This is a genomic window from Paenibacillus sp. Leaf72 (assembly GCF_001422685.1).
In the GTDB taxonomy this organism is placed as follows: domain Bacteria; phylum Bacillota; class Bacilli; order Paenibacillales; family Paenibacillaceae; genus Pristimantibacillus.
Window position 1 is genome coordinate 383,652 of record NZ_LMLV01000001.1, and the last position, 18,496, is coordinate 402,147.

Annotated in this window: 20 protein-coding genes; 3 read left to right on the top strand and 17 right to left on the bottom strand. The window is 48.1% G+C overall.

Annotation, left to right across the window (positions count from 1 at the left end):
* Positions 1-2: 2 nt before the first annotated feature.
* The 13 genes from ASF12_RS01665 to ASF12_RS01720 all read right to left on the bottom strand — a co-directional run bounded on the left by ASF12_RS01665 (position 3) and on the right by ASF12_RS01720 (position 10,804).
* A complete protein-coding gene (locus ASF12_RS01665; RefSeq protein WP_056028846.1) occupies positions 3-908 on the bottom strand; it encodes a YIEGIA family protein in 906 nt (301 codons plus the stop codon).
* The gene (locus ASF12_RS01670; RefSeq protein ID WP_155972710.1) at positions 905-1,543 is read right to left on the bottom strand and encodes a YphA family membrane protein; all 639 of its coding nucleotides are present in this window, start codon (positions 1,541-1,543) and stop codon (positions 905-907) included. The genes ASF12_RS01665 and ASF12_RS01670 overlap by 4 nt, the downstream gene beginning before the upstream one ends.
* A gap of 104 nt (positions 1,544-1,647) precedes the next feature.
* The gene (locus tag ASF12_RS01675; protein ID WP_056032658.1) at positions 1,648-3,012 is read right to left on the bottom strand and encodes an SMI1/KNR4 family protein; all 1,365 of its coding nucleotides are present in this window, start codon (positions 3,010-3,012) and stop codon (positions 1,648-1,650) included.
* A 130-nt stretch (positions 3,013-3,142) separates the two neighbouring features.
* Positions 3,143-4,372: a 30S ribosomal protein S1 gene (gene rpsA / locus ASF12_RS01680; RefSeq protein ID WP_056028850.1), complete on the bottom strand. Its 1,230-nt coding sequence runs from the start codon at positions 4,370-4,372 to the stop codon at positions 3,143-3,145.
* Positions 4,373-4,478: 106 nt separating this feature from the next.
* Positions 4,479-5,057 carry a lysophospholipid acyltransferase family protein gene (locus ASF12_RS01685; RefSeq protein ID WP_056028851.1) on the bottom strand — a complete coding sequence of 193 codons (579 nt, stop codon included), beginning with the start codon at positions 5,055-5,057 and terminating at the stop codon, positions 4,479-4,481.
* Between the two features lie 3 nt (positions 5,058-5,060).
* Complete coding sequence (gene cmk / locus ASF12_RS01690) at positions 5,061-5,756, bottom strand: (d)CMP kinase (RefSeq protein ID WP_056028853.1); 696 nt, start codon at positions 5,754-5,756, stop codon at positions 5,061-5,063.
* 173 nt (positions 5,757-5,929) lie between these two features.
* Complete coding sequence (locus ASF12_RS01695) at positions 5,930-6,160, bottom strand: hypothetical protein (RefSeq protein ID WP_056028855.1); 231 nt, start codon at positions 6,158-6,160, stop codon at positions 5,930-5,932.
* A 59-nt stretch (positions 6,161-6,219) separates the two neighbouring features.
* The gene (locus tag ASF12_RS01700; RefSeq protein WP_056028857.1) at positions 6,220-6,873 is read right to left on the bottom strand and encodes a flagellar brake protein; all 654 of its coding nucleotides are present in this window, start codon (positions 6,871-6,873) and stop codon (positions 6,220-6,222) included.
* A 59-nt stretch (positions 6,874-6,932) separates the two neighbouring features.
* Positions 6,933-8,300 carry a germination protein YpeB gene (gene ypeB, locus ASF12_RS01705; RefSeq protein ID WP_056028860.1) on the bottom strand — a complete coding sequence of 456 codons (1,368 nt, stop codon included), beginning with the start codon at positions 8,298-8,300 and terminating at the stop codon, positions 6,933-6,935.
* 74 nt (positions 8,301-8,374) lie between these two features.
* Positions 8,375-8,533, bottom strand: coding sequence for a hypothetical protein (locus tag ASF12_RS35155; RefSeq protein WP_200931577.1), 159 nt, complete (start codon positions 8,531-8,533; stop codon positions 8,375-8,377).
* A 56-nt stretch (positions 8,534-8,589) separates the two neighbouring features.
* On the bottom strand, positions 8,590-9,288 hold the full coding sequence (gene prsW, locus ASF12_RS01710) for a glutamic-type intramembrane protease PrsW (RefSeq protein ID WP_056028862.1): 699 nt from the start codon (positions 9,286-9,288) through the stop codon (positions 8,590-8,592).
* A gap of 382 nt (positions 9,289-9,670) precedes the next feature.
* Positions 9,671-10,285, bottom strand: a complete 615-nt coding sequence (locus ASF12_RS01715) for a genetic competence negative regulator (protein WP_046232007.1) — start codon at positions 10,283-10,285, stop codon at positions 9,671-9,673.
* A gap of 198 nt (positions 10,286-10,483) precedes the next feature.
* The gene (locus ASF12_RS01720) at positions 10,484-10,804 is read right to left on the bottom strand and encodes a hypothetical protein (RefSeq protein ID WP_056028864.1); all 321 of its coding nucleotides are present in this window, start codon (positions 10,802-10,804) and stop codon (positions 10,484-10,486) included.
* A 193-nt stretch (positions 10,805-10,997) separates the two neighbouring features.
* On the opposite strand from ASF12_RS01720, the gene ASF12_RS01725 reads away from it, so the two are divergent.
* The gene (locus tag ASF12_RS01725; RefSeq protein ID WP_056028866.1) at positions 10,998-11,876 is read left to right on the top strand and encodes a polysaccharide deacetylase family protein; all 879 of its coding nucleotides are present in this window, start codon (positions 10,998-11,000) and stop codon (positions 11,874-11,876) included.
* Between the two features lie 254 nt (positions 11,877-12,130).
* Here the strand turns inward: ASF12_RS01725 and ASF12_RS01735 are convergent, their stop codons facing one another.
* The gene (locus ASF12_RS01735; protein ID WP_056028870.1) at positions 12,131-12,736 is read right to left on the bottom strand and encodes a CPBP family intramembrane glutamic endopeptidase; all 606 of its coding nucleotides are present in this window, start codon (positions 12,734-12,736) and stop codon (positions 12,131-12,133) included.
* 107 nt (positions 12,737-12,843) lie between these two features.
* Between ASF12_RS01735 and ASF12_RS01740 the strand changes: the two genes are divergently transcribed.
* The gene (locus tag ASF12_RS01740) at positions 12,844-13,761 is read left to right on the top strand and encodes a hypothetical protein (protein ID WP_056028872.1); all 918 of its coding nucleotides are present in this window, start codon (positions 12,844-12,846) and stop codon (positions 13,759-13,761) included.
* 13 nt (positions 13,762-13,774) lie between these two features.
* Here ASF12_RS01740 and ASF12_RS01745 read toward each other — a convergent pair whose 3' ends face one another.
* Positions 13,775-14,101 (bottom strand): rhodanese-like domain-containing protein, encoded by a 327-nt coding sequence (locus ASF12_RS01745; RefSeq protein WP_056028874.1) that lies wholly within the window; start codon positions 14,099-14,101, stop codon positions 13,775-13,777.
* Between the two features lie 285 nt (positions 14,102-14,386).
* Here ASF12_RS01745 and serA point away from each other — a divergent pair, with 285 nt between their 5' ends.
* Positions 14,387-15,976 (top strand): phosphoglycerate dehydrogenase, encoded by a 1,590-nt coding sequence (gene serA / locus ASF12_RS01750; RefSeq protein ID WP_056028876.1) that lies wholly within the window; start codon positions 14,387-14,389, stop codon positions 15,974-15,976.
* Between the two features lie 337 nt (positions 15,977-16,313).
* On the opposite strand, the gene ASF12_RS01755 is transcribed toward serA, so the two are convergent.
* Together ASF12_RS01755 and ASF12_RS01760 are read right to left on the bottom strand one after the other, a co-directional pair.
* The gene (locus ASF12_RS01755) at positions 16,314-17,780 is read right to left on the bottom strand and encodes an ATP-binding protein (RefSeq protein WP_056028878.1); all 1,467 of its coding nucleotides are present in this window, start codon (positions 17,778-17,780) and stop codon (positions 16,314-16,316) included.
* Positions 17,780-18,496, bottom strand: a complete 717-nt coding sequence (locus tag ASF12_RS01760; protein ID WP_046231997.1) for a response regulator transcription factor — start codon at positions 18,494-18,496, stop codon at positions 17,780-17,782. The genes ASF12_RS01755 and ASF12_RS01760 overlap by 1 nt, the downstream gene beginning before the upstream one ends.

An 18,496-nucleotide genomic window follows, 5' to 3' on the forward strand; every position in this document is an offset into this window, starting at 1 on the left:
GTTCAGCCCTCCTGCTTATTGACTTTCGCTTCTGTAGGCATGCGCACAGCCGATTCGAGAATCGGAACGCGTCCGATCACCTTGAGCGCCTTGCTCTTGTCCCTGTCCTGCGGAAGCATAAATACGGCAAGCCTGCCGTCCTTCATATCGAGCTTCGCCATTGGAATTAAGGCCGGTTCGCCATCATCCCGGTAAACGCCCAGCATCGTAGCCAAATCGTACAAAATCGCTTGGCGCTGGCCCAAATTACCCATTGTAACCTTGCTGTTCGCGTTGAGAGGCGTCAATATAAAGCCCATTCCGCGCTCGCGAATGATATCCTGATTTGACTTAAGCCCCACATTCATAATATAAATGTCGCCAACGAGCAGATCCGGCCCATCCATACGCACTTCCGCTGTTTCCGCCGAAATAATATGGGACAGCGTTTTGCCCGAACGAAAATGATGGACGATCAGCAGCGATAAGCCTCCTGCCAGCAGGCCGACCCAGAGATTGACCATTACCGCAAAAAGGCTGGTAAGCAGCGAGGACATGATTACGAGGTAATTGCGCCCTTCAAATACCATCGCGATGCCCTCGATATAAGTCGCTCCGCGGCTGACGAGCTCCAAGCTGTCGATTTTCGTCAGCGTCTCGCGCTCCATTTTTCTGACATCCCGAAATTGCTGTGCTGCTAATGATAAAAAGGTAATAGCCGTATAGTCTTTACTATATAGCGCAGGAACGGCTACTGCACCGAGTGCCGCCGCAATAACGCCTAGCGAAATATGGATAATTCGGCCGTGAGGATAAGTCGGATATTGGCGATAATCGGTTCTTAGCATCAGCAGCCTCGCAATAATACCGAATGCCATTCCAAGCAATACGCCAAGCAAATGCTTATTCGCAATTAAATAATGGCTCATTTTGGGGAGCTCCCTCCTTTATTTCTCCAGCCCGCTTCCGCTCCCGCCACCTTGCTGTAAGAAGCTCGGAGCAAGTGGAAAGCTATACTGATGAGCCTCGCACAGGCAAAAGCGAGCCAAAAGCTGTCCCACCAAGCCAAGGAGCCAATGCGAGCCATGTAAGTGCCACTTGATAAGAGCCCATTCGCCAATTCCGCCATAGCAGCCGCCAGCAGCAAAATACCAAATTGATGGCCCGGCTTCACTGAAAAAGCGGCTACGAGCAAACCGCCGAGCAGCCCTCCATCCCAAGCGGGGTCAAGCCAAAAAAACACCGGATCAAGCCGGTATAGCTTTTGGATGGCACCCAAAATAATACCGGTCAAGCAAGCACACAACAGCAGATATCGCCTCGATTCTCCGCCTGCCCCTCTGCGAAACGACCAGCAGACAGCGACTGCCACAATCATTATGCTTGCATAAATCTCAACGGCCGTCCCATAAATGGTTACATGATAATGAAACGGCTGGGCAAACAGACATAAAACGGCAACGATCAGCTTTGAACGCCCTGCTCCGACATATTCCGCCCAGCCAGTCGTCATTAATATGAATGCCATAATCATAATCCAGAACGACAAATATCCTTCGTTCACAGCCAAATCACCCCACGTGAAGCTATTATGCGCCAAAAAAAAGAGGCTATTCCTCATTATGAAACATAAGGAACAACCTCTTCTTCACCTTATTCACGGACTCCTTACAAATGTTTACCTAATAATGCTCTAACCTGTACCAAAGAGGATGGCAGCAACTTATCCATTTGCTTCTTGGATTTGAACTGAAACTCCTCCAGTCTCCGAAGCACGTTGGAGCGAATATAATCTTTGTCTGTCTGGTGCCGCTCCAGCAAACGCTCATAAATAGGCAAAAGCGCGGGATCTATTATCCCTGTCAGTGCCTGTAGAGCAATAAGCTTTACTCGTACTTCTGAATCGTCGAGCCTCTGGATAAGTTCGCTTGCATACATCCCTTTTTTGCTAGATTGGCCTGCCTGGTAAACAGCATGAACTCGAATTTCCACATCCGGATAAGTGAAAAAAGGCAGCAGCATAGGCAGCATTTCAACTTCCGCTGCATGAAGAATGTAGCAGATGAACCGAAACGTTTCAGCATCTGCCGCCGCTGGCAGCATGCTTATGAGCTCTTCATTAAATTGCTGATCCCCTTTGGGCATATACCAGTGAATGGCCTGGATGGCACACAATCGATTTTCAGCACTGCTGCTCGTTAATTCTTCATGAATGAGCCTCGCGGCCTCGGCAAAATTTTTCTTGGCCAAAATTTGCAGACATAATTGGCTTACTTCGTTTGAAGAGCTTTCATATTGCGAGACCAGAAAAGCAATCGTCTCAGCCGTTATATTTTTCAGCTTGAACATTCCGTTTAATGCCTCAAGCTTTACAGACTCATCTAATGTAGATTGATAGAGCTCGGTGAGTTCCCGTTCATCTCCGCCACGCCGCATACCGAACCAGCTGGTTTCATAGCCAGCAATGATTTCATCGAGCCAACGCTCATACCAATCCAGAAAATTTGCTTCAAAGGTAACGACTGGCTTTTGGTAGTCGAGATCGATATAAACGACCTTACCGCGATGCTCGCCTGTTATCATTAACATCGTCTCATACGTGCAGCCCTGCTCCCCAATGTTCAGCAAGCCTTGAAAAGCTTTCGCCTGCTCTTCTTCATACTGCTCGTCACTTATATTGCTATCATCATGCAGCGCAGGGTAGTCAGCTTTCCATTGCTCCTTGGTCAATTCAGGACGTATAGAAGATGGCTTATCCATTCGCCCAAGCTCAATGGACTGTTTTTCCCCTAGAGGGTGAATGCCATAATAAGGCCCTGCTCCCCCGTTGCCAATATTCGTCAAAAAAGCGGCATATTCCGCAGGCAAAACGATGCCGTGTTTTTGCTCAAATTCGCGGAGCTCCTCTAGTCCAAGCGGTTCATGCAAACGATATTGATGACTGTTAGCTCCAAATAGCTGATGGTTTGCATCCACCTTAGCCGCGTCCTTTAGCTTCCGCTTAATACGCTCTAATTGATTATGTATCGTCATTTTATTCCACCTTTTCGAGAAGGCTGCCCGGCTGTATTCTGAAATGTTAAAATGCAAAAGGCCAAGCTGCTGCTTGGCCTTTTGAGCGAACATATATACGTCAATGCTCGCTGTAAAACGCAATAACGTATTATTTCAATTTATTCAGTTTGTCGCCGAAACGCTCAGCCAGCGAGTAGCTCATGCTTTGGCTGTTCAAGCTAACATTAGGATTGTTCAGTTCCTCTTGTTTAGGAGCGCGCTCGCGTTGTTGTCTTTCTGGCTTTTGCGGTTGCTCAGGAGCTTCTTCTGTTTCCTTGATGCTCAGGCTAACGCGTTTTTCAGCAGGGTTGAAGTCAAGAACTTTCGCTTGAACTTCTTGCCCTTCTTGCAATACCTCGAAAGGAGTCGCAATATGACGGTGAGCGATTTGGGAAATGTGTACCAAACCTTCAACGCCTGGAGCAATTTCAACAAATGCGCCGAAAGTAACGAGGCGACGAACTGTACCTGTTACGATATCGCCAATGTTGAATTGGCTTCCAGCTGTTTCCCAAGGACCTGGTTGAGCAGCTTTCATGCTCAGGCTGATTTTACCAGCAGCCGGATCAACTTTAAGAACTTTAACCGTTACCGCTTGACCTTCAGCTACTACATCTTTAGGATGAGCAACGTGCTGCCATGAAAGCTCAGAAACGTGAACGAGACCGTCAACGCCGCCGATATCAATGAATGCGCCAAATGGTGTCAAACGTTGAACAGTACCTTCAAGCTGCTGGCCTGGCTCAAGAGCCGCGATCAATTTTTGTTTGTTGCCTTCAAATTCTGCGTCCAATACTTCTTTCGCAGACAAAATGACTTTGCCGTTCTCTTGGTCGATTTCTTTCACTTTTACGCGAAGTGTGCGGCCTTTGTAGTCGCTGAAATCTTCTACAAAATGACGCTCAACCATCGAAGCCGGGATAAAGCCGCGTACGCCAACATCAGCGACAAGGCCGCCTTTTACAACGTCAGCTACGACAACTTCAAATACTTCGCCGCTCTCGAAACGAGCTTGCAGCGAATCCCAAGCGCGCTCGCCATCTACGCTTTTCTTGGAAAGAACAAGCTTTTCTTTCTCGTCATCAATGCTGATAACTTTAAGCTCAACTTCTTGGCCTACTTGTACGGCATCGTTTGCATTATCCAATTGAACTGCGGACAGTTCGCGAATCGGGATAACACCGTCATATTTATATCCAAGGCTTACGTAAGCTTGGTTATCTTCGATTTTGACGATCGAACCTTTAACTGTATCCCCTTTTTTCAAGGATACGAAATTATCCATAGCCTCTTGATTTTCCGCTACTGCGGACTCTTGCACATTGGTTTCTTCTGACATTGAAATAACCTCCTCAATTCATCCAACAACTTTTCAACTTACAAATTTATTTAAATCCGCCAACGTTCTAAAGTGAAACATTAAGCAGCATTTAAAACAGCTATGTTTATTTGTTCGCTGCAATAAGGGCGCGAACATCCTTCATAATCGCATCCGTAAGGCGGTCCAGCTTATCCGGTGAAGAATCATCAATAAATGCGGTAAAATCAACCGGCTTGCCATAATAAACCGTTACTTTGCGAAACAAGGAATAATTACCCACAATTGCCACAGGTATAACAACCGCATTGCTGCGAAGCGCAATCATTGCCGCCCCCTTCTTCGCTTCCCCGCCTTGATTGCGGCGAGAGCCTTCCGGGAAAATACCCATTACATTGCCTTCCTTCAGCAGGGTGATCGCTGATTTGATCGCCTCTTTGCTTACGCCTCCGCGCTTAACTGGAAAAGCTCCAAATGCCCGAATGAGCGGTCCGAAAACCGGAATTTTAAACAATTCCGCTTTCGCCATATAATGGACTTTCCGTGGAACCTTGACGCCGACCGTAGGCGGGTCAAAATTGCTGACGTGATTGGCGCATAAGATGACCGGCCCGTCAGCAGGTATATTCTCAAGCCCTTTGGCTTCAAGACGGAATAGGCATATATAAAGCACGCGGAGAAGAAATCGGAACAACAGGTATAACATAGTTTACTTCGCCCCCGCCAATTTGGTTCTGCTTAATTTGACAATAGCTTGAGCGACCTCTTCAATCGACATCGCCGTGCTGTCCAGCAGGATTGCGTCTTCAGCGCGGACGAGCGGTGAAATTTCCCGCTGTTCATCCAGTTGGTCACGCTGCGAAATTTCTTCTGCAAGCTGTTCCAGCGTCACCGGCTGCTTGCCGGCTAGCTCCTTGTACCTGCGAAGCGCACGCTCCTCAACGGATGCTGTTAAAAAAACCTTCAACTCAGCGTTCGGAAGCACATGGGAACCGATGTCCCTGCCATCCATTACAACACCTTTTTCCTCAGCCAGCCTGCGCTGCGCTGCGCCAAGAAATTGTCTGACCGCTTCATTCGCCGCATAATGAGACACATTCAGCGTCACATCGCGTGAACGGATTTGTTCGGTGACATTTTCCCCATTCAAAAATACAGTCTGTCCATTGTCGCCTGCCTGCAGCTTAATGTCCAGATGCGTCACATGGTCAGCAAGCTTGCCAGCTTCCTGCGGCTTAATGCCCGCCTGCTGCGAACTATAGGTCACGGCTCGATACATAGCACCTGTATCAATGTATACATATCCTAATTGTTCGGCAACTTTACGCGCTACTGTGCTTTTCCCTGCCCCAGCAGGTCCATCGATAGCAATGTTGATCCGCTCGCCGTCACCGTCTTGCTGCATCACTAAAAGTCAACCCCCCTTATGTCGAGATGGCTGGCTTGATACACCGTGACAGATGCGACGCTAACCTCTCAATAAAAAAGCAGGCTTTGCCTGCGGACGTGAAAATTATACCACACTATACGAGCGGATGCAAAAACACCCTCCACCTTGCTTTCAGGTATTTGAACGCATTATGAAGAAACCTGTCCTTGCAGACGGGTTCCTTCCATGCGCTCGGCTCCCGACAGCAAGTGTCTGACCGTGCTGCTTTGCAGCACTGTTTGCGCAAGCAAACATGCGATAAGCAGCGCGGCAGCCACGATGCCGAGCCCTTTTCCTATTTTATCAAACGGAACTGAAAAAGACTGGTTAGGAGCTTGTCCCTCCAGCCGTTTCCAGCTTTGCCCAGACGCGCGAGCCATGCAATCATTCCCTTCTATCCCTGTTAAAGGATAGCATGCGTAGAGGGCGGCCCAGCTATTCAGCGGTTGCGGAATTCCAGCTGGCGCTCAAAGCAATAGCGAATAATCCGCTGACGGTCTGAATCATTAATGCCGGCAAATTTAATCATCACCTGATTGCGCCCCGTTTCAAGCTTTACAACCCGCACGATTTCCGCATTGAATGACGCATGCTCGATGGACCCATTTTTATAAGGAACAAGCAGCCAGCACTCCAGCACCTGACCTTGGGAAATCGGCCATTTCCCATCGCAAATGAACGAAATTCCGCCGCCCCCAACATCATCTGTAAGCGCCACGAAGCGGACCTGATCCGGCGTTTTCACTGCGATTTCAAGCTCGGCAGCTACCCGCAGAAAATTGCGCCGCTGCACCTTTGTAATCTGATCAAGGTCCGGCTTCCGAATTTTGACCAGCTTGACGACGTCTTCCCGGAAACCAAGAACGTGGGAATTAAAGAAATGCTTGATTCCATCCTCCGATACAAAATAGACCGAAAGCTCGTCTCCCAAAAACATTCTTTTCATTCTGCCATTTTGGCTATTTATCGGGTTCTCAATCAAAAAACCTTCATCCAGCACCTCGGCAATACGCGCCTTGTACTCGATGGCAGCTTCTGCTTCATCAGAAGAAGCAATTTGGAAAAATAACATTTGATTAATTTTCGGCAACAAGTTGGCTCCCCCCTATAATGCTGTCATTATAACACGACATATAGAGAGGAGCCATATGGTTATTTACCGGAACTTGCCACTTTGTCAAGCGAAGACAGCACTTCAATCGATTCTTCCATGCCGCTTTCTGCATTAATGTAAATGCGGTAATCGCTATCATTGATCCGGCCCGTATATTCATAGCACAGCACTTCATTGCCATCATCATTTTTGATCAGCGCCATCTGCTCTTTGGACACTTTCATATCCGGGTTCAGCGCCTTGCGCGCGTCTGCTTTGGAGATGCCTGCCTTCGGCAGCGTCCGCTTATGATGCTCGAACACATATTCATTCGCTTGCAGCGCCGCTATATCTCCATTATCAAGCGCAACCTTGACCGTCAGCTTGTCTGGATAAATCAGCACATCGTCCTGGTTGCCGACAAAGCCGAACGTTCCTGCATTATCATAGGCGTCATAGCTAACCGCCTTCATGCCGTCAAAGCCATGCTCTTTCAAAAACTTTTCAGCCGCAGCCCGCGCCTGCTCAATGTCCAGCTGCTTCTCTCCAATTTCACGGGGATCCATATAAGCGATCAGTTGGCCGCCCTTTTGCGAAAAATCCATATGGATCGTATTGCCCGACTTATGCTCGGACAACACTGCGGAATACGAAGCATATTCCGTGCCTTTGCCATTTTCAGCAACGCGAATTTCTTTGCCATCGCCTTTTTTGCCGGCAAACTTGGCAGCGCGCTGCTTAATTTCTTCCGGCGTAACAGCTTTACCGCTCAGCATGCTGATTGGGCGCTTCTCGTACATGCTTGAAACCGAAGGACCCCAGTTAATTTCCGGATAGCTACTTACCTTCTTATCGACACCTTTGAAGCCGTCGACAATTGTCTGATCGCCCTTGGCTTCCTTCGCAGCCAATGACAGCTCAACGTCCATCCAGCGCAAATGATTCGAGAGCACTTTTTCCTGCATGCCCTGCAAATCTTTTGAAATATCCTTGGAGTTGGCGTACAGCGTTTTGAGGGTTTTGAATTCATCCTCAGACAGCGGCTGCTTCGTCAAATCGCGAACGGAAGTTTTATAGGCAAAATTGGAAATGCGCGACAAAAACTCCTCCGCCTTGTCAAATGGAAGCATCGAAAGCGGCAGCTGGCTAATTTCGTTCTGCGCCTCGCTTGTTAGCCGCCATACGTTAACGAGCCCTTTTCGGTGATACGCTTGTGAGGTGGAATTGACGGCTAACGTATTGCCAAGCTGCTGATGCAGCTTATCCACATGGTAAGTTAAATTATGGAACGCCCGTTGATACTGATTTTCCGCCTTCATCAATACAGCGTTTTTCTCCTGATGCTCCTGATAGCCCCAATAGAGCGAACCTACAAGCAAAATAGCCGCAATTGGGAACAGCACCGCGCTTATCCGTCTATAAACCATACAAAAAGCTCCTTTCTTGTGCAAACCTGGTGTTAGTTTGGTTTGCTGAAAGGAGCTTTATGCATTCAATTTGTTTAAAAGCTATGTTCTTCAATATCAAGATCGTCGATGTTGTTGCAAATGCACTGCTTGAAACCAGTATCTACGCCGCTGCTTTCGCGCTTGCCCCGCAAAACAAACTTCTCGCCACATACATTGCAGCGAATGGTCACTTTCACTCTGACTGCTTCCATCCCTACCTCCAGCTTACCCTAAAAATGTACTCTAGCTTTCAGTATGGACGGCTGCTTTACAATTTAACCTCTTCATCGCGCTTCAAAAAACGAAATGGCGATCGCGAGTTGGCCCGCTGCATTTTTCGGAGGCCAACGACCCATAGCACCGCCATGAACGGAATGATGAACCAGATCCAGCTGGAACGCATCGTGATCATAATCCAGTCATAGCTGCCGTGCAGCATTATCGGCAGCAGAAACGATACGATAATATAATTTCTGCGTTTTTTGCCATTGCTCTCGAACTTCGCTTTGCCTACGTAATAGCCCATCATAATGCCGAAGAGGGCATGTCCCGATACGGGAAGCAGCGCCCTCATAACGAGCGAGCCGAACGATGCGGGAGCCAGGAAGGCATACATCACATTTTCGAGCGTCGCAAATCCTAGCGATATGGAACCGGCGTACACGATGCCGTCGTAAGGTTCGTCAAACTCCGTATGATTGTAAATAAAATGATAAAGAACGAACCATTTTATAAATTCCTCTACGCCAGCCGATTGAATAAATGAAAAGACGACTGGATTATCGCCCCACCAAAGCTGCAAGCCGCGCTGCACAACCATAATCGGCAGCACGATCAGCACGCCCAGCAAGAACATCCGGACGACCATATGAATAGGCTCCGTATCGTATTTATCCTTTAAATATAAATATGTCAGCAGTGCTATTCCTGGTGCCACCGCTGCTGTCAAGACAGAGATCCACATCATCGCCGTTCTTCACCCCCCCATGCCGTGCCTGCTGCAACCACCCTCAATAACGGGAGGCCGCATATCTATTTCTACATCATCCCTGTAATAGCCCTCATTATTTTGCATCCATTCAGTATAGACCAAGATTTCGTGTCCTATTGCCCAGCGAATCCTGCTTGTCCAACCAATCAGGGATGTCCAGTTCCTCTTCATTATACAACGCTATAGACACATCGGATATACCTTTTATTATATTGACAACACCTCGCGCCATTGCCGTTTCCCTGACTCTGGAGCAGGCCAGCGCTTGTACGATTACATAAAAAGAAGAAGAGCATCAGCAGGCTTGACAGCTCCTGCAGATGCTCCGTTCATTGCGCCCTCTTCGCTTAAGCATTGCCTAGTTGAAAAAATGAGTGCATATTTCTTTCACAGCCTCGGAAGGCATGATTACTTTCCCGTATTCCTCCAACATCGCATAAGTGACCGATGTGGCTTCGCCGTATTCAGCCAGCAGGGCGATAACGGCATTGTGGCGGGACGTTTCAATCAAAGCCGGTTCCAGCGCCAGTATATATTTATTATTGTAAGCATACAGGCGCCCATCTTCTGTCAGGGCAGCGGCTTGCAGCTGTCTGCAAACCTGTATAACATCCTCGAAATCCCGAAAGGAATACATGACGATATCGCTTTGCTCAAGCGTCACTTCCATTTCGTAAATTTCGTCATCTGCGTCATCATCATCGGACGTTCTCTCTTCCGAGCTTCCGTTCATTTTGCCGCGAGTGACAATCACGACCATACCTTGGGCCGGTAGGGCAAACACTTCGACCGCTAACGGTCCGCTGGCATCGAATCCAAGTTCACTGTATGCTTGATCCATCATTTCACTGAATAGTTCGTGCACCTTTGGAATTTCGCGCCACATGTCGTCCTTCTGGATCCCTCGTTCCAGCAGGTCGTCGAACGTCAGAAATATTTTTATCTTGTCCTGACTAAGTCGTTCGATCTTCATGACAGGATCCTCCTCTGCAGCATCTGTTGTAACAGCGTATGAAATTTATAAGAAGATGTGACCAAAATGGTCAAATCAAACTATGTAACTACTTTATCATGTTCAAACTCGGATTGCACCTAAAATAGGCAAAAAGAATCGTTCGAATCTGCACTTTTTCAGTGCCTCGTTCAAACGATTCCTTCCAGAAACTGTTGGTTAATGTGTCTTGTTCGACGATTCCGCCATGATCTCCTCGGCTTGCTGTTTCAGCTCTGGATCACTGTTCATCATTGCTTCAATCTGAACCCAGCCGTCTCCGAATTTTCCGGCGGTATCGTCTGTACGCTTTGGGCCCTTGTTTACAGCCTTTTTCGTCCAATCGTTATTCCACAAGGACATCGCCTTGTGGCCAATCGTTGAACAAGCGCTCGCCAGCACGCCAGCTGCAAGTGCAGCTGTACCTGGACGCTTGCGGGCAACATAGAGAGCAGCGGCTGCCCCGGCAAGCCCTCCGAGAAGAAATCCTCTTAGCCTCATAGTAGGACAAAACCTCCTTGATTTAGGGCCCTAAAAAATCCCCATTCAATATTCGATTTCACCCTTTAGTGTGGCTTGCCTCCTCTTATTTATCCTGCTTAATAAAGGAAATCCCGCGGCCTGCAAAACACAGCATGATTGATTATGCTACAATAATACCCATTGACAACTACAACATAAATGGAGGTTCATTATGTTTAAACGAATGACCGCATCGCTCGCTGTTCTTTTGGGAGCTGCATTAGTTGCTGCGGCTTGCAGCCAGCAAAGCGTCCCGTCTGGCAGCAATCTGCCGCAGGAAAGTGCTTTGGCACAGGAAAGCCCAGCAGCCGACCAGTCGCCTGCCGCTTCTCCTGTCCTTCAGCAAGAGGAGCCAACGGCTTCGCCCCTTGCAGAAGAAGCAACGCCGTCTCCAAGCGAGGCTCCGACTGCCAAGCTGTACAAAATGGACAGCGTATACCGCTTCAAACCGCTTGACAAAGGAACGACCGATAAAGTTGTGCTGCTGACCTTTGATGATGGCCCGCACAACAAGGAGGTGCTGACCAGCCTGCTCGATACGCTCGGCAAGCATAAGGCTAAAGCGATCTTTTTCGTGAACGGCTACCGAGTTAAAGCGAACCCTGATTTGCTGACGCTCATTCATGAGCGCGGACAGACGATCGGCAACCACTCCTGGGACCACATCAACTTGAAAAAAGAATCTGCCGCCAAAGTGGAGCAGCAGGTTGCTGATGTACAGGATAGCGTCATGAAGCTGACCGGCGAAGCGCCAAAGTTTTTCCGGCCCCCTTATGGCTCCGGCAACGATAGCGTTAAAGAAATCGTCAAAAACCACGGCATGCTGTACATGACGTGGTCCAATGGTTCGCTTGACTGGGAACAGAAATCTCCCGGAGATCCTGACAAAGTTGTCGCGAGTGTGCTGGAACAGCTTCACCCAGGCGCCAACATTTTAATGCATGAGCTGGCCTGGACCGCTGAAGCGCTTGACAAGCTGCTGACGCAGCTTGAAGACAAGGGCTATGGCTTCATCGATCCGGCTGCAATTGATACGGACCTCACGAATTAGAAGCTTGGGGCAGCTAAGTGCTCCGGCAGCTTAATTCGCATATTTCAATCCGTACCAGAACAATCCTGCGACCAAACTCAAAAAGAGAAAAAACAATACATTATAATACCATCTCGTTACTTTGCTAGCGCCCGAAGGGAACTTTTTCCGTCTTGGGGGAAGGATCTCCCTTCCCTCTTCATCGATTCGGGGAGCTTCCGTTTTCTCGGGCGACGGCCCTTTGCGCGTGGCTTTCCCGAATTTTTGTACCCTGCTCATAATTGCCCTTTCGGTTCCCTCCTGAATCTGATAATAAAGCCCATAATCATATCTATCGCAAAGTGTGCAAGAATTGGGGCCCATAAGCTGCCAGTTTGTATATAAATCCATCCTAAGCCGTAACTGATGGAAAACACAAGTCCAGTTGGAATCCAATGCTTTAAATACCGGACATGAATGGCTGCAAAGATGATGCTTGTCCAATATGGCCCGAAAGCGTGCTGCAAAGCGCCCCTGAAGAGCAGCTCCTCGCATACCGAGACAACGAACGACAATACGATAATATGCCAAATCGGGCGTTCCCGGAAAATCCGGTCATTTACGCCGCCATCATCGGCTGCTTCATCAGGCACAAAGCGGGAAATGGACAAATCTACTATGAGTACAACCGCCGCTAACCCTAGTCCAAACCATACGACGGCAAGCTCTTTTGGAAAATGAAATAAATGAATTATGCTCTGACGCTGAAATAAAACCCATATCAAGCCGATAATAAAAGTAAGTGCTTGCGTCATGTACAAATTAATGAGCAGCATGCGATCGTCAAGCTCGTCAACGGTCACCTTGCGCACTCGTATTTTACGGATGTCGAATTTTTTCATAACTTCCCGCCCGTCCTGGAGGTTCGTATTTTTGATGTAAATTCACCTGTACGCACAGGCAGCAAAAGAGAGCAATAATGAATACATACATAAAAGGGAGTTTTGTTATGGAAAAGCAGCTAACCCGTTCCGCCATGTTTTACAGCATTGGTTTTATTTTTATGCTGGTTTGCGCAGTCGGCGCATTTTTCTACGGAGTACAGTACGGCAGTGAGCAGACTAAAACCAGCTACGAAATGAAACAGTTAAACAGTGAGGCTAAATCCAAGTCGACTCCATACCAGCAGCAAGATCTTGTCTCCTACTATCATACTGTATTTCTGCCCTACCGTGAATTCCAAAACGAATGGTTCAATGCTTTGAAAAAACTGGAGCAGGATGATTCAGCCGATGGCAACGCCATGTTTAAGGATTTGTCCAAGCTAGCCAAGAAAAAAGCCGGCGAGGTCGCTTCCTTCAATATGCAGCAATCGCCACTGCTCGGTGAAGCACAGACGAGCGTTATTAAAAGCCTTGAATTGTTTGAGCAAACGTCAAACAGAGCGGTGAACAAAGCGAAGACGCTCAATACTGCGAAGCTCATCGCAGCCGTTAATGACGATTCCATTTACCAGGCAGCTGTGAAGCAATCCCTTTCCTCGCAGCAATCGTATTACAGCGCGATGATGAAATGGGCAGCTACCGTAAACAGCGACATTCCTAACGAATACAAGTTCCCGAATATTTTGGAAATCAGTAAATGGAATAAGCTGCCCCTTATTGTAAAAAATAAATTGATGGCTGACCATTTGTTGTCGCATAAGCAATTAACGAACTTCTATCCACAGGATCTGGTTATCCGGATCGATGAATTTATTAAGACGGGGCAAGCGAGCAAAATGAAAATTCGCTCCATCGCTGCCATTGCTGAGCTGCTGATGAATACAGCCGCCGTGCGCAACGGCGACTACAGCAGCGGCTTCGAGCAAATGTACAGCAAGGAAGTGCTGCCGCTGCTGCCTTTCTTCACTACTACCTCGTCTTAAAAGACTGCTTGTGCTAGTCGTATTGAAACCCTTGAAGCAGGGCTATGGCCGCCATTCCTCCGGTTACATTGTGGAGGCTGCCATAGCCCTGCTTTTCTAAATATCCGCATACATTAGCGCTGCGTACGCCATGTGCGCATACGATATAAAGCGGCTTGTCATCCGCTAATTGTCCCAAGTGATGAGGAATCGTATTCATCGGAATAAGCGTAGATTGCTCCAGATGATAATAGTCCCATTCAAACGACTCCCGAACGTCAATGACTTGCCTTGCCTCTATATGTCCTTTCTCCAAAAGCTGCAAAAAAACATCCGCTTCGATCTCTTCCCAATTGTTCATGTCTCGTCTCTCCCCTTTATCTATTTAAGCAGGCAATGCATGAATCATATCAAAAAATTTCACATTTGATCAAGTTTGAGGATTGCAATTGTCCATGTTAATGCTTTAAAATGATAAAGGCTATCCTTTCTGTCATTCGACATGAATCGAGGAGCCGTTTGACTATATGAAACTCTCGCCTCGCATGCGCATGTGTGCAAGGGCGGTTTTTATTTTAGTATCACACCTGATGTAGCTTACGAAATGATTTTTACATTCGCAAAAATTTTAGGGGGCAATCTACTTATGTTTAAAGTGCTAGTATCCGATCCCATCAGCGATCTGGGCATCCAACAGCTTGTAGACGCGGAAGATATCATTGTCGATAAAAAACCAGGTTTAAGCGAGGATGAGCTCGTAGCCATTATTGGCGAATACGACGCTCTGCTCGTTCGCAGCCAAACGCGTGTAACAGCACGCATTATGGAAGCCGGCAAGCTTCTTAAAGTCGTTGGACGCGCAGGCGTTGGCGTAGACAACATTGATCTGGACGCTGCAACGCAGCGCGGAATTATCGTTATTAACGCTCCTGACGGCAATACGATTACAACTAGCGAGCACACTTTTGCCATGATGATGGCTGTAGCCCGCCATATTCCTCAAGCCTATATGAAAACGGTCAATGGCGTTTGGGATCGCAAATCCTTCCTTGGCGTAGAACTTCGCAACAAAGTGCTTGGCGTTCTTGGCATGGGTCGTATCGGCAGCGAAGTTGCAAAACGTGCAAAAGCTTTCGGCATGGACATTCTCGGCTACGATCCGTTTATGACAGAAGAGCGTGCAGAAAAGCTTGGCATCAAGCTTGCATCGGTGGACGAAATTGTCCGTAACGCGGATTTTATGACGGTGCACACCCCGCTTACACCTGAAACTCATCATATGATTGGCAAAGACCAATTTGCTGTTATGAAGCCTGGCATGCGCATCGTAAACTGCGCTCGCGGCGGCATCATTGATGAAATTGCTCTGGTTGATGCGGTTGACCAAGGTATCGTCGCTGGAGCAGCATTCGACGTATTTGAAGTTGAGCCTCCGGCTGAGGACCACCCGTTCCTGAAGCATCCGAAAATCATCGTAACGCCTCACCTTGGCGCATCGACAGTTGAAGCGCAAGAAAACGTTGCGATCGACGTTTCGGAGCAAGTGCTGCACATTTTGCGCGATGAGCCGTTCAGCAATGCCGTTAACATGCCGCCAATTCCGGCTGGCCTGCAAAGCAAGCTTCAACCGTATTTCATTCTTGGAGAGAAGCTGGGCAGCTTCATTTCCCAAATGACAGACGGTCCGGTACAGGAAATCGTTGTCGGTTACTCCGGTGATCTTGCAGAAGTAGATACACAGCCACTGACTCGCTACGTTGTCAAAGGCATTCTGTCCCACCACCTTGGTACGGAGCAAGTGAATGTCGTCAACTCGATGCATCTTGCGAAAGAGCGCGATGTTAACATCGTCGTTCAAAAATCGCATATTGCAAAAGACTTTACGAATCTCGTAACCGTATCGCTGCGCACGAAGAAGGAAGATCGCACTGTTGCCGGCACGCTGCTTACTGGCTATGGCCCGCGTATCGTTCAAATTGACAATTTCCCTGTCGATGTTACGCCAGAAGGCAATCTAATCCTGATCTCGCATAACGATAAGCCTGGAATTATCGGCCGCGTAGGTACGTTGCTTGGAACGAATGACGTGAATATTGCAACGATGCAGGTTGGTCGTCAGCTAGAGGGCGGCTCCGCGATTATGGTATTGCGTGTTGACAAAGGAACGCCTAAAGAGGTTCTTGAGCAGCTTACGAACTTGACTGAGCTGAACACTGCAAAAGAAATCAAAATCTAATACGGACTTCTGTCCATGCGAAAAACCCCGGAGTGGTCGTTGTTGACCGCTTTGGGGTTTTTGTTTGCCACTGGCTTGCTATACCCTGCACTATTCTACTCCTACTCCTATATTCCATGCCTATACCTGACAAAAGGCTGCTATACACCTTCTGATCAGCTTCTACAGCCTTAAAAGTCTTGGCGTGCTTGGGTATAGCAATGCTCCGATATCGACGAGATTGAGCGCCTCAGGTCCCGTGACAACTCTATTCCATTTATTCAAATGTTTCACGAGCAACAAGATTTAATGCTTCTTTTCAACAAAAAATAGCGCTCCTATCGGAGCGCCTTGACAGCTAATGCTTTGTTTCGACAGGCAGCAGCAGCGTAAAGGTCGTCCCTTTGCCGAGTATGCTGTCTACTTCTATTTGTCCATTATGCTGGGTGATGATGTTTTTGACGATCGCAAGGCCGAGTCCTGTTCCTACAGAGGTGCCGCGCTTTCGCGATTTATCTGCTTTGTAAAAGCGTTCGAAGATATACGGCAAGTCCTCGCTAGGAATGCCTTGTCCCTCGTCTTTAATTTGCATTTGGATATAATCGGTATGGTTAATCGTCATTGGGCTTGCTGCAATCGTCACAGATTTGCCAAGCGGCGTATGCCGCAGCGCATTATCGAGCAAATTCGTCAGCACCTGTTCAAGCCGGTCTTCATCCGCCCCTAGCAGCAGCAGCGGCATATCAGGCAGCTCGGTCTTGAACATGACTTCCCGCTCCTTGGCAAATACTTGGAACTTGCGATGCACACGCCTGATTATTTGCTGCAAATCGAACTGCCGCAAATTCAGCTCCACATGCCCGGCTTCCATGCGCGCCATATCCAGAAAATCATTGACCAGCCTGCCCATGCGCAGCGATTCATCATAAATGACCTGCACAAGCTCCTTGCGCTCCTCTGGGGAAGCCACAATATCGTCTAGCAGCGCTTCGCTGTAGCCTTGCATCATTGAAAGCGGCGTTCTAATCTCATGGGAAACATTCGCCACAAAGTCACGCCGCAGCTTCTCCAGCTTATGTTCCTCCGTCACGTTCCGAATGACCGCGACCGCTCCGCGGGCAACGCCATCCAGCAGCAGCGGAGCCATGACGACAGACCACATGCTGTTGTGCACGTATACTTTATTCGAAACATCGCGGCCTTCGTCCATGACCTTCTCGAATATATCAAGCAGCGGCCCAGGAACAGAAGAGTATGGCTTTGTGCTATCGTAAAAAGCATCGCCCCACTCCTGATTCAGATCAGCCCAGCGGTTTATAAGCAAATGTCCCGGCGGATTTGTCAAAATTATTTCGCCTTCAGCATCGAACGTAATAACTCCGTCACCCATACTGCGCAGGATGCTCGACAAATGCTCCTTCTCATGATTAAGATCATGAATGAGCTTATCGACCTGCTCAGTCATATTATTGAACGTATTCGCCAGCTCGCCAATTTCATCATTTGAGCGAATTTTCACCCGCATCTGATAATTTCCTTGCGATATCGAATCCGCAGCTTCCTTCAGCTCAAGCAGCGGCTGCTGAATTTTACGCGATAGAAAAAAGGCAAAGAAGGTCGACATCAGAAAACCGATAACTGCAACGATGACGAACAGCAGCATCACTTCATGGCTGGCATCATTTTCAAATAAATATCCGATATACGGAATAAGAAATACGCCAAGCGTCAGCAGCACGACGGCCACGAGCAAAATAATCGTCACCCACAGCTTGCCAACGACGCTATGCCACAGTAGAAAAGGAGAGTACTTCCTCCAGTTCATTACTTTGGCACCTCAAGCTTGTAGCCGACGCCCCATACCGTCGTAATCATGGCAGCTGCGTCGCCCGACACCTTGTTCAGCTTCTCGCGCAGACGCTTGACATGCGTATCAACGGTTCGGAGATCACCGAAAAACTCATAGTTCCATACATCCTTAAGCAATTCCTCACGGGAAAACACTTTATCCGGAGAAACAGCCAAATAGTGCAAGAGCTCATATTCCTTTGGCGTCAAGCTCACTTCCTGGCCTGCCGCTGTTACGCGGTGGGCATCATGCTCAATGACCAAATGCGGGAATACGATATTGTTGCTGGAATTGACTTCCTTCGTCAGAAAAGCAGTAGCCGAGGAGCGGCGCAAAATCGCCTTCACCCGATAAATGACTTCGCGCGGGCTGAATGGCTTAACAACATAATCGTCAGCACCAACTTCAAATCCTTGCACCCGGTTCATTTCCTCGCCTTTCGCCGTCAGCATAATGACAGGCGTCGCTTTCACTTGACGAAGACGGGAGCACATTTCCACGCCGTCAATGCCCGGAAGCATAACGTCGAGCAAAATAAGCGCATAGTCCGTAGCCGTAGCCATTTGCAGCGCAGATTCTCCATCTTCCGCTTCATCAATGACGTAGCCTTCCTTTTCCAAATACATTTTGAGCAAACGGCGAATCCGTTCTTCATCGTCAACAACCAAAATTCGGCTGGCGAAATTGGACAT

Coding starts and splice junctions, on each gene's coding strand:
- ASF12_RS35155 (WP_200931577.1), bottom strand. CDS start 8,533: ATGGAAGCAGTCAGAGTGAAAGTGACCATTCGCTGCAATGTATGTGGC.
- cmk (WP_056028853.1), bottom strand. CDS start 5,756: ATGCAGCAAGACGGTGACGGCGAGCGGATCAACATTGCTATCGATGGA.
- ASF12_RS01755 (WP_056028878.1), bottom strand. CDS start 17,780: ATGAACTGGAGGAAGTACTCTCCTTTTCTACTGTGGCATAGCGTCGTT.
- ASF12_RS01675 (WP_056032658.1), bottom strand. CDS start 3,012: ATGACGATACATAATCAATTAGAGCGTATTAAGCGGAAGCTAAAGGAC.
- ASF12_RS01725 (WP_056028866.1), top strand. CDS start 10,998: ATGTTTAAACGAATGACCGCATCGCTCGCTGTTCTTTTGGGAGCTGCA.
- ypeB (WP_056028860.1), bottom strand. CDS start 8,300: ATGGTTTATAGACGGATAAGCGCGGTGCTGTTCCCAATTGCGGCTATT.
- prsW (WP_056028862.1), bottom strand. CDS start 9,288: ATGATGTGGATCTCTGTCTTGACAGCAGCGGTGGCACCAGGAATAGCA.
- serA (WP_056028876.1), top strand. CDS start 14,387: ATGTTTAAAGTGCTAGTATCCGATCCCATCAGCGATCTGGGCATCCAA.
- ASF12_RS01685 (WP_056028851.1), bottom strand. CDS start 5,057: ATGTTATACCTGTTGTTCCGATTTCTTCTCCGCGTGCTTTATATATGC.
- ASF12_RS01720 (WP_056028864.1), bottom strand. CDS start 10,804: ATGAGGCTAAGAGGATTTCTTCTCGGAGGGCTTGCCGGGGCAGCCGCT.
- ASF12_RS01735 (WP_056028870.1), bottom strand. CDS start 12,736: ATGAAAAAATTCGACATCCGTAAAATACGAGTGCGCAAGGTGACCGTT.
- ASF12_RS01740 (WP_056028872.1), top strand. CDS start 12,844: ATGGAAAAGCAGCTAACCCGTTCCGCCATGTTTTACAGCATTGGTTTT.
- ASF12_RS01715 (WP_046232007.1), bottom strand. CDS start 10,285: ATGAAGATCGAACGACTTAGTCAGGACAAGATAAAAATATTTCTGACG.
- ASF12_RS01745 (WP_056028874.1), bottom strand. CDS start 14,101: ATGAACAATTGGGAAGAGATCGAAGCGGATGTTTTTTTGCAGCTTTTG.
- ASF12_RS01665 (WP_056028846.1), bottom strand. CDS start 908: ATGAGCCATTATTTAATTGCGAATAAGCATTTGCTTGGCGTATTGCTT.
- ASF12_RS01695 (WP_056028855.1), bottom strand. CDS start 6,160: ATGGCTCGCGCGTCTGGGCAAAGCTGGAAACGGCTGGAGGGACAAGCT.
- ASF12_RS01760 (WP_046231997.1), bottom strand. CDS start 18,496: ATGTCCAATTTCGCCAGCCGAATTTTGGTTGTTGACGATGAAGAACGG.
- rpsA (WP_056028850.1), bottom strand. CDS start 4,372: ATGTCAGAAGAAACCAATGTGCAAGAGTCCGCAGTAGCGGAAAATCAA.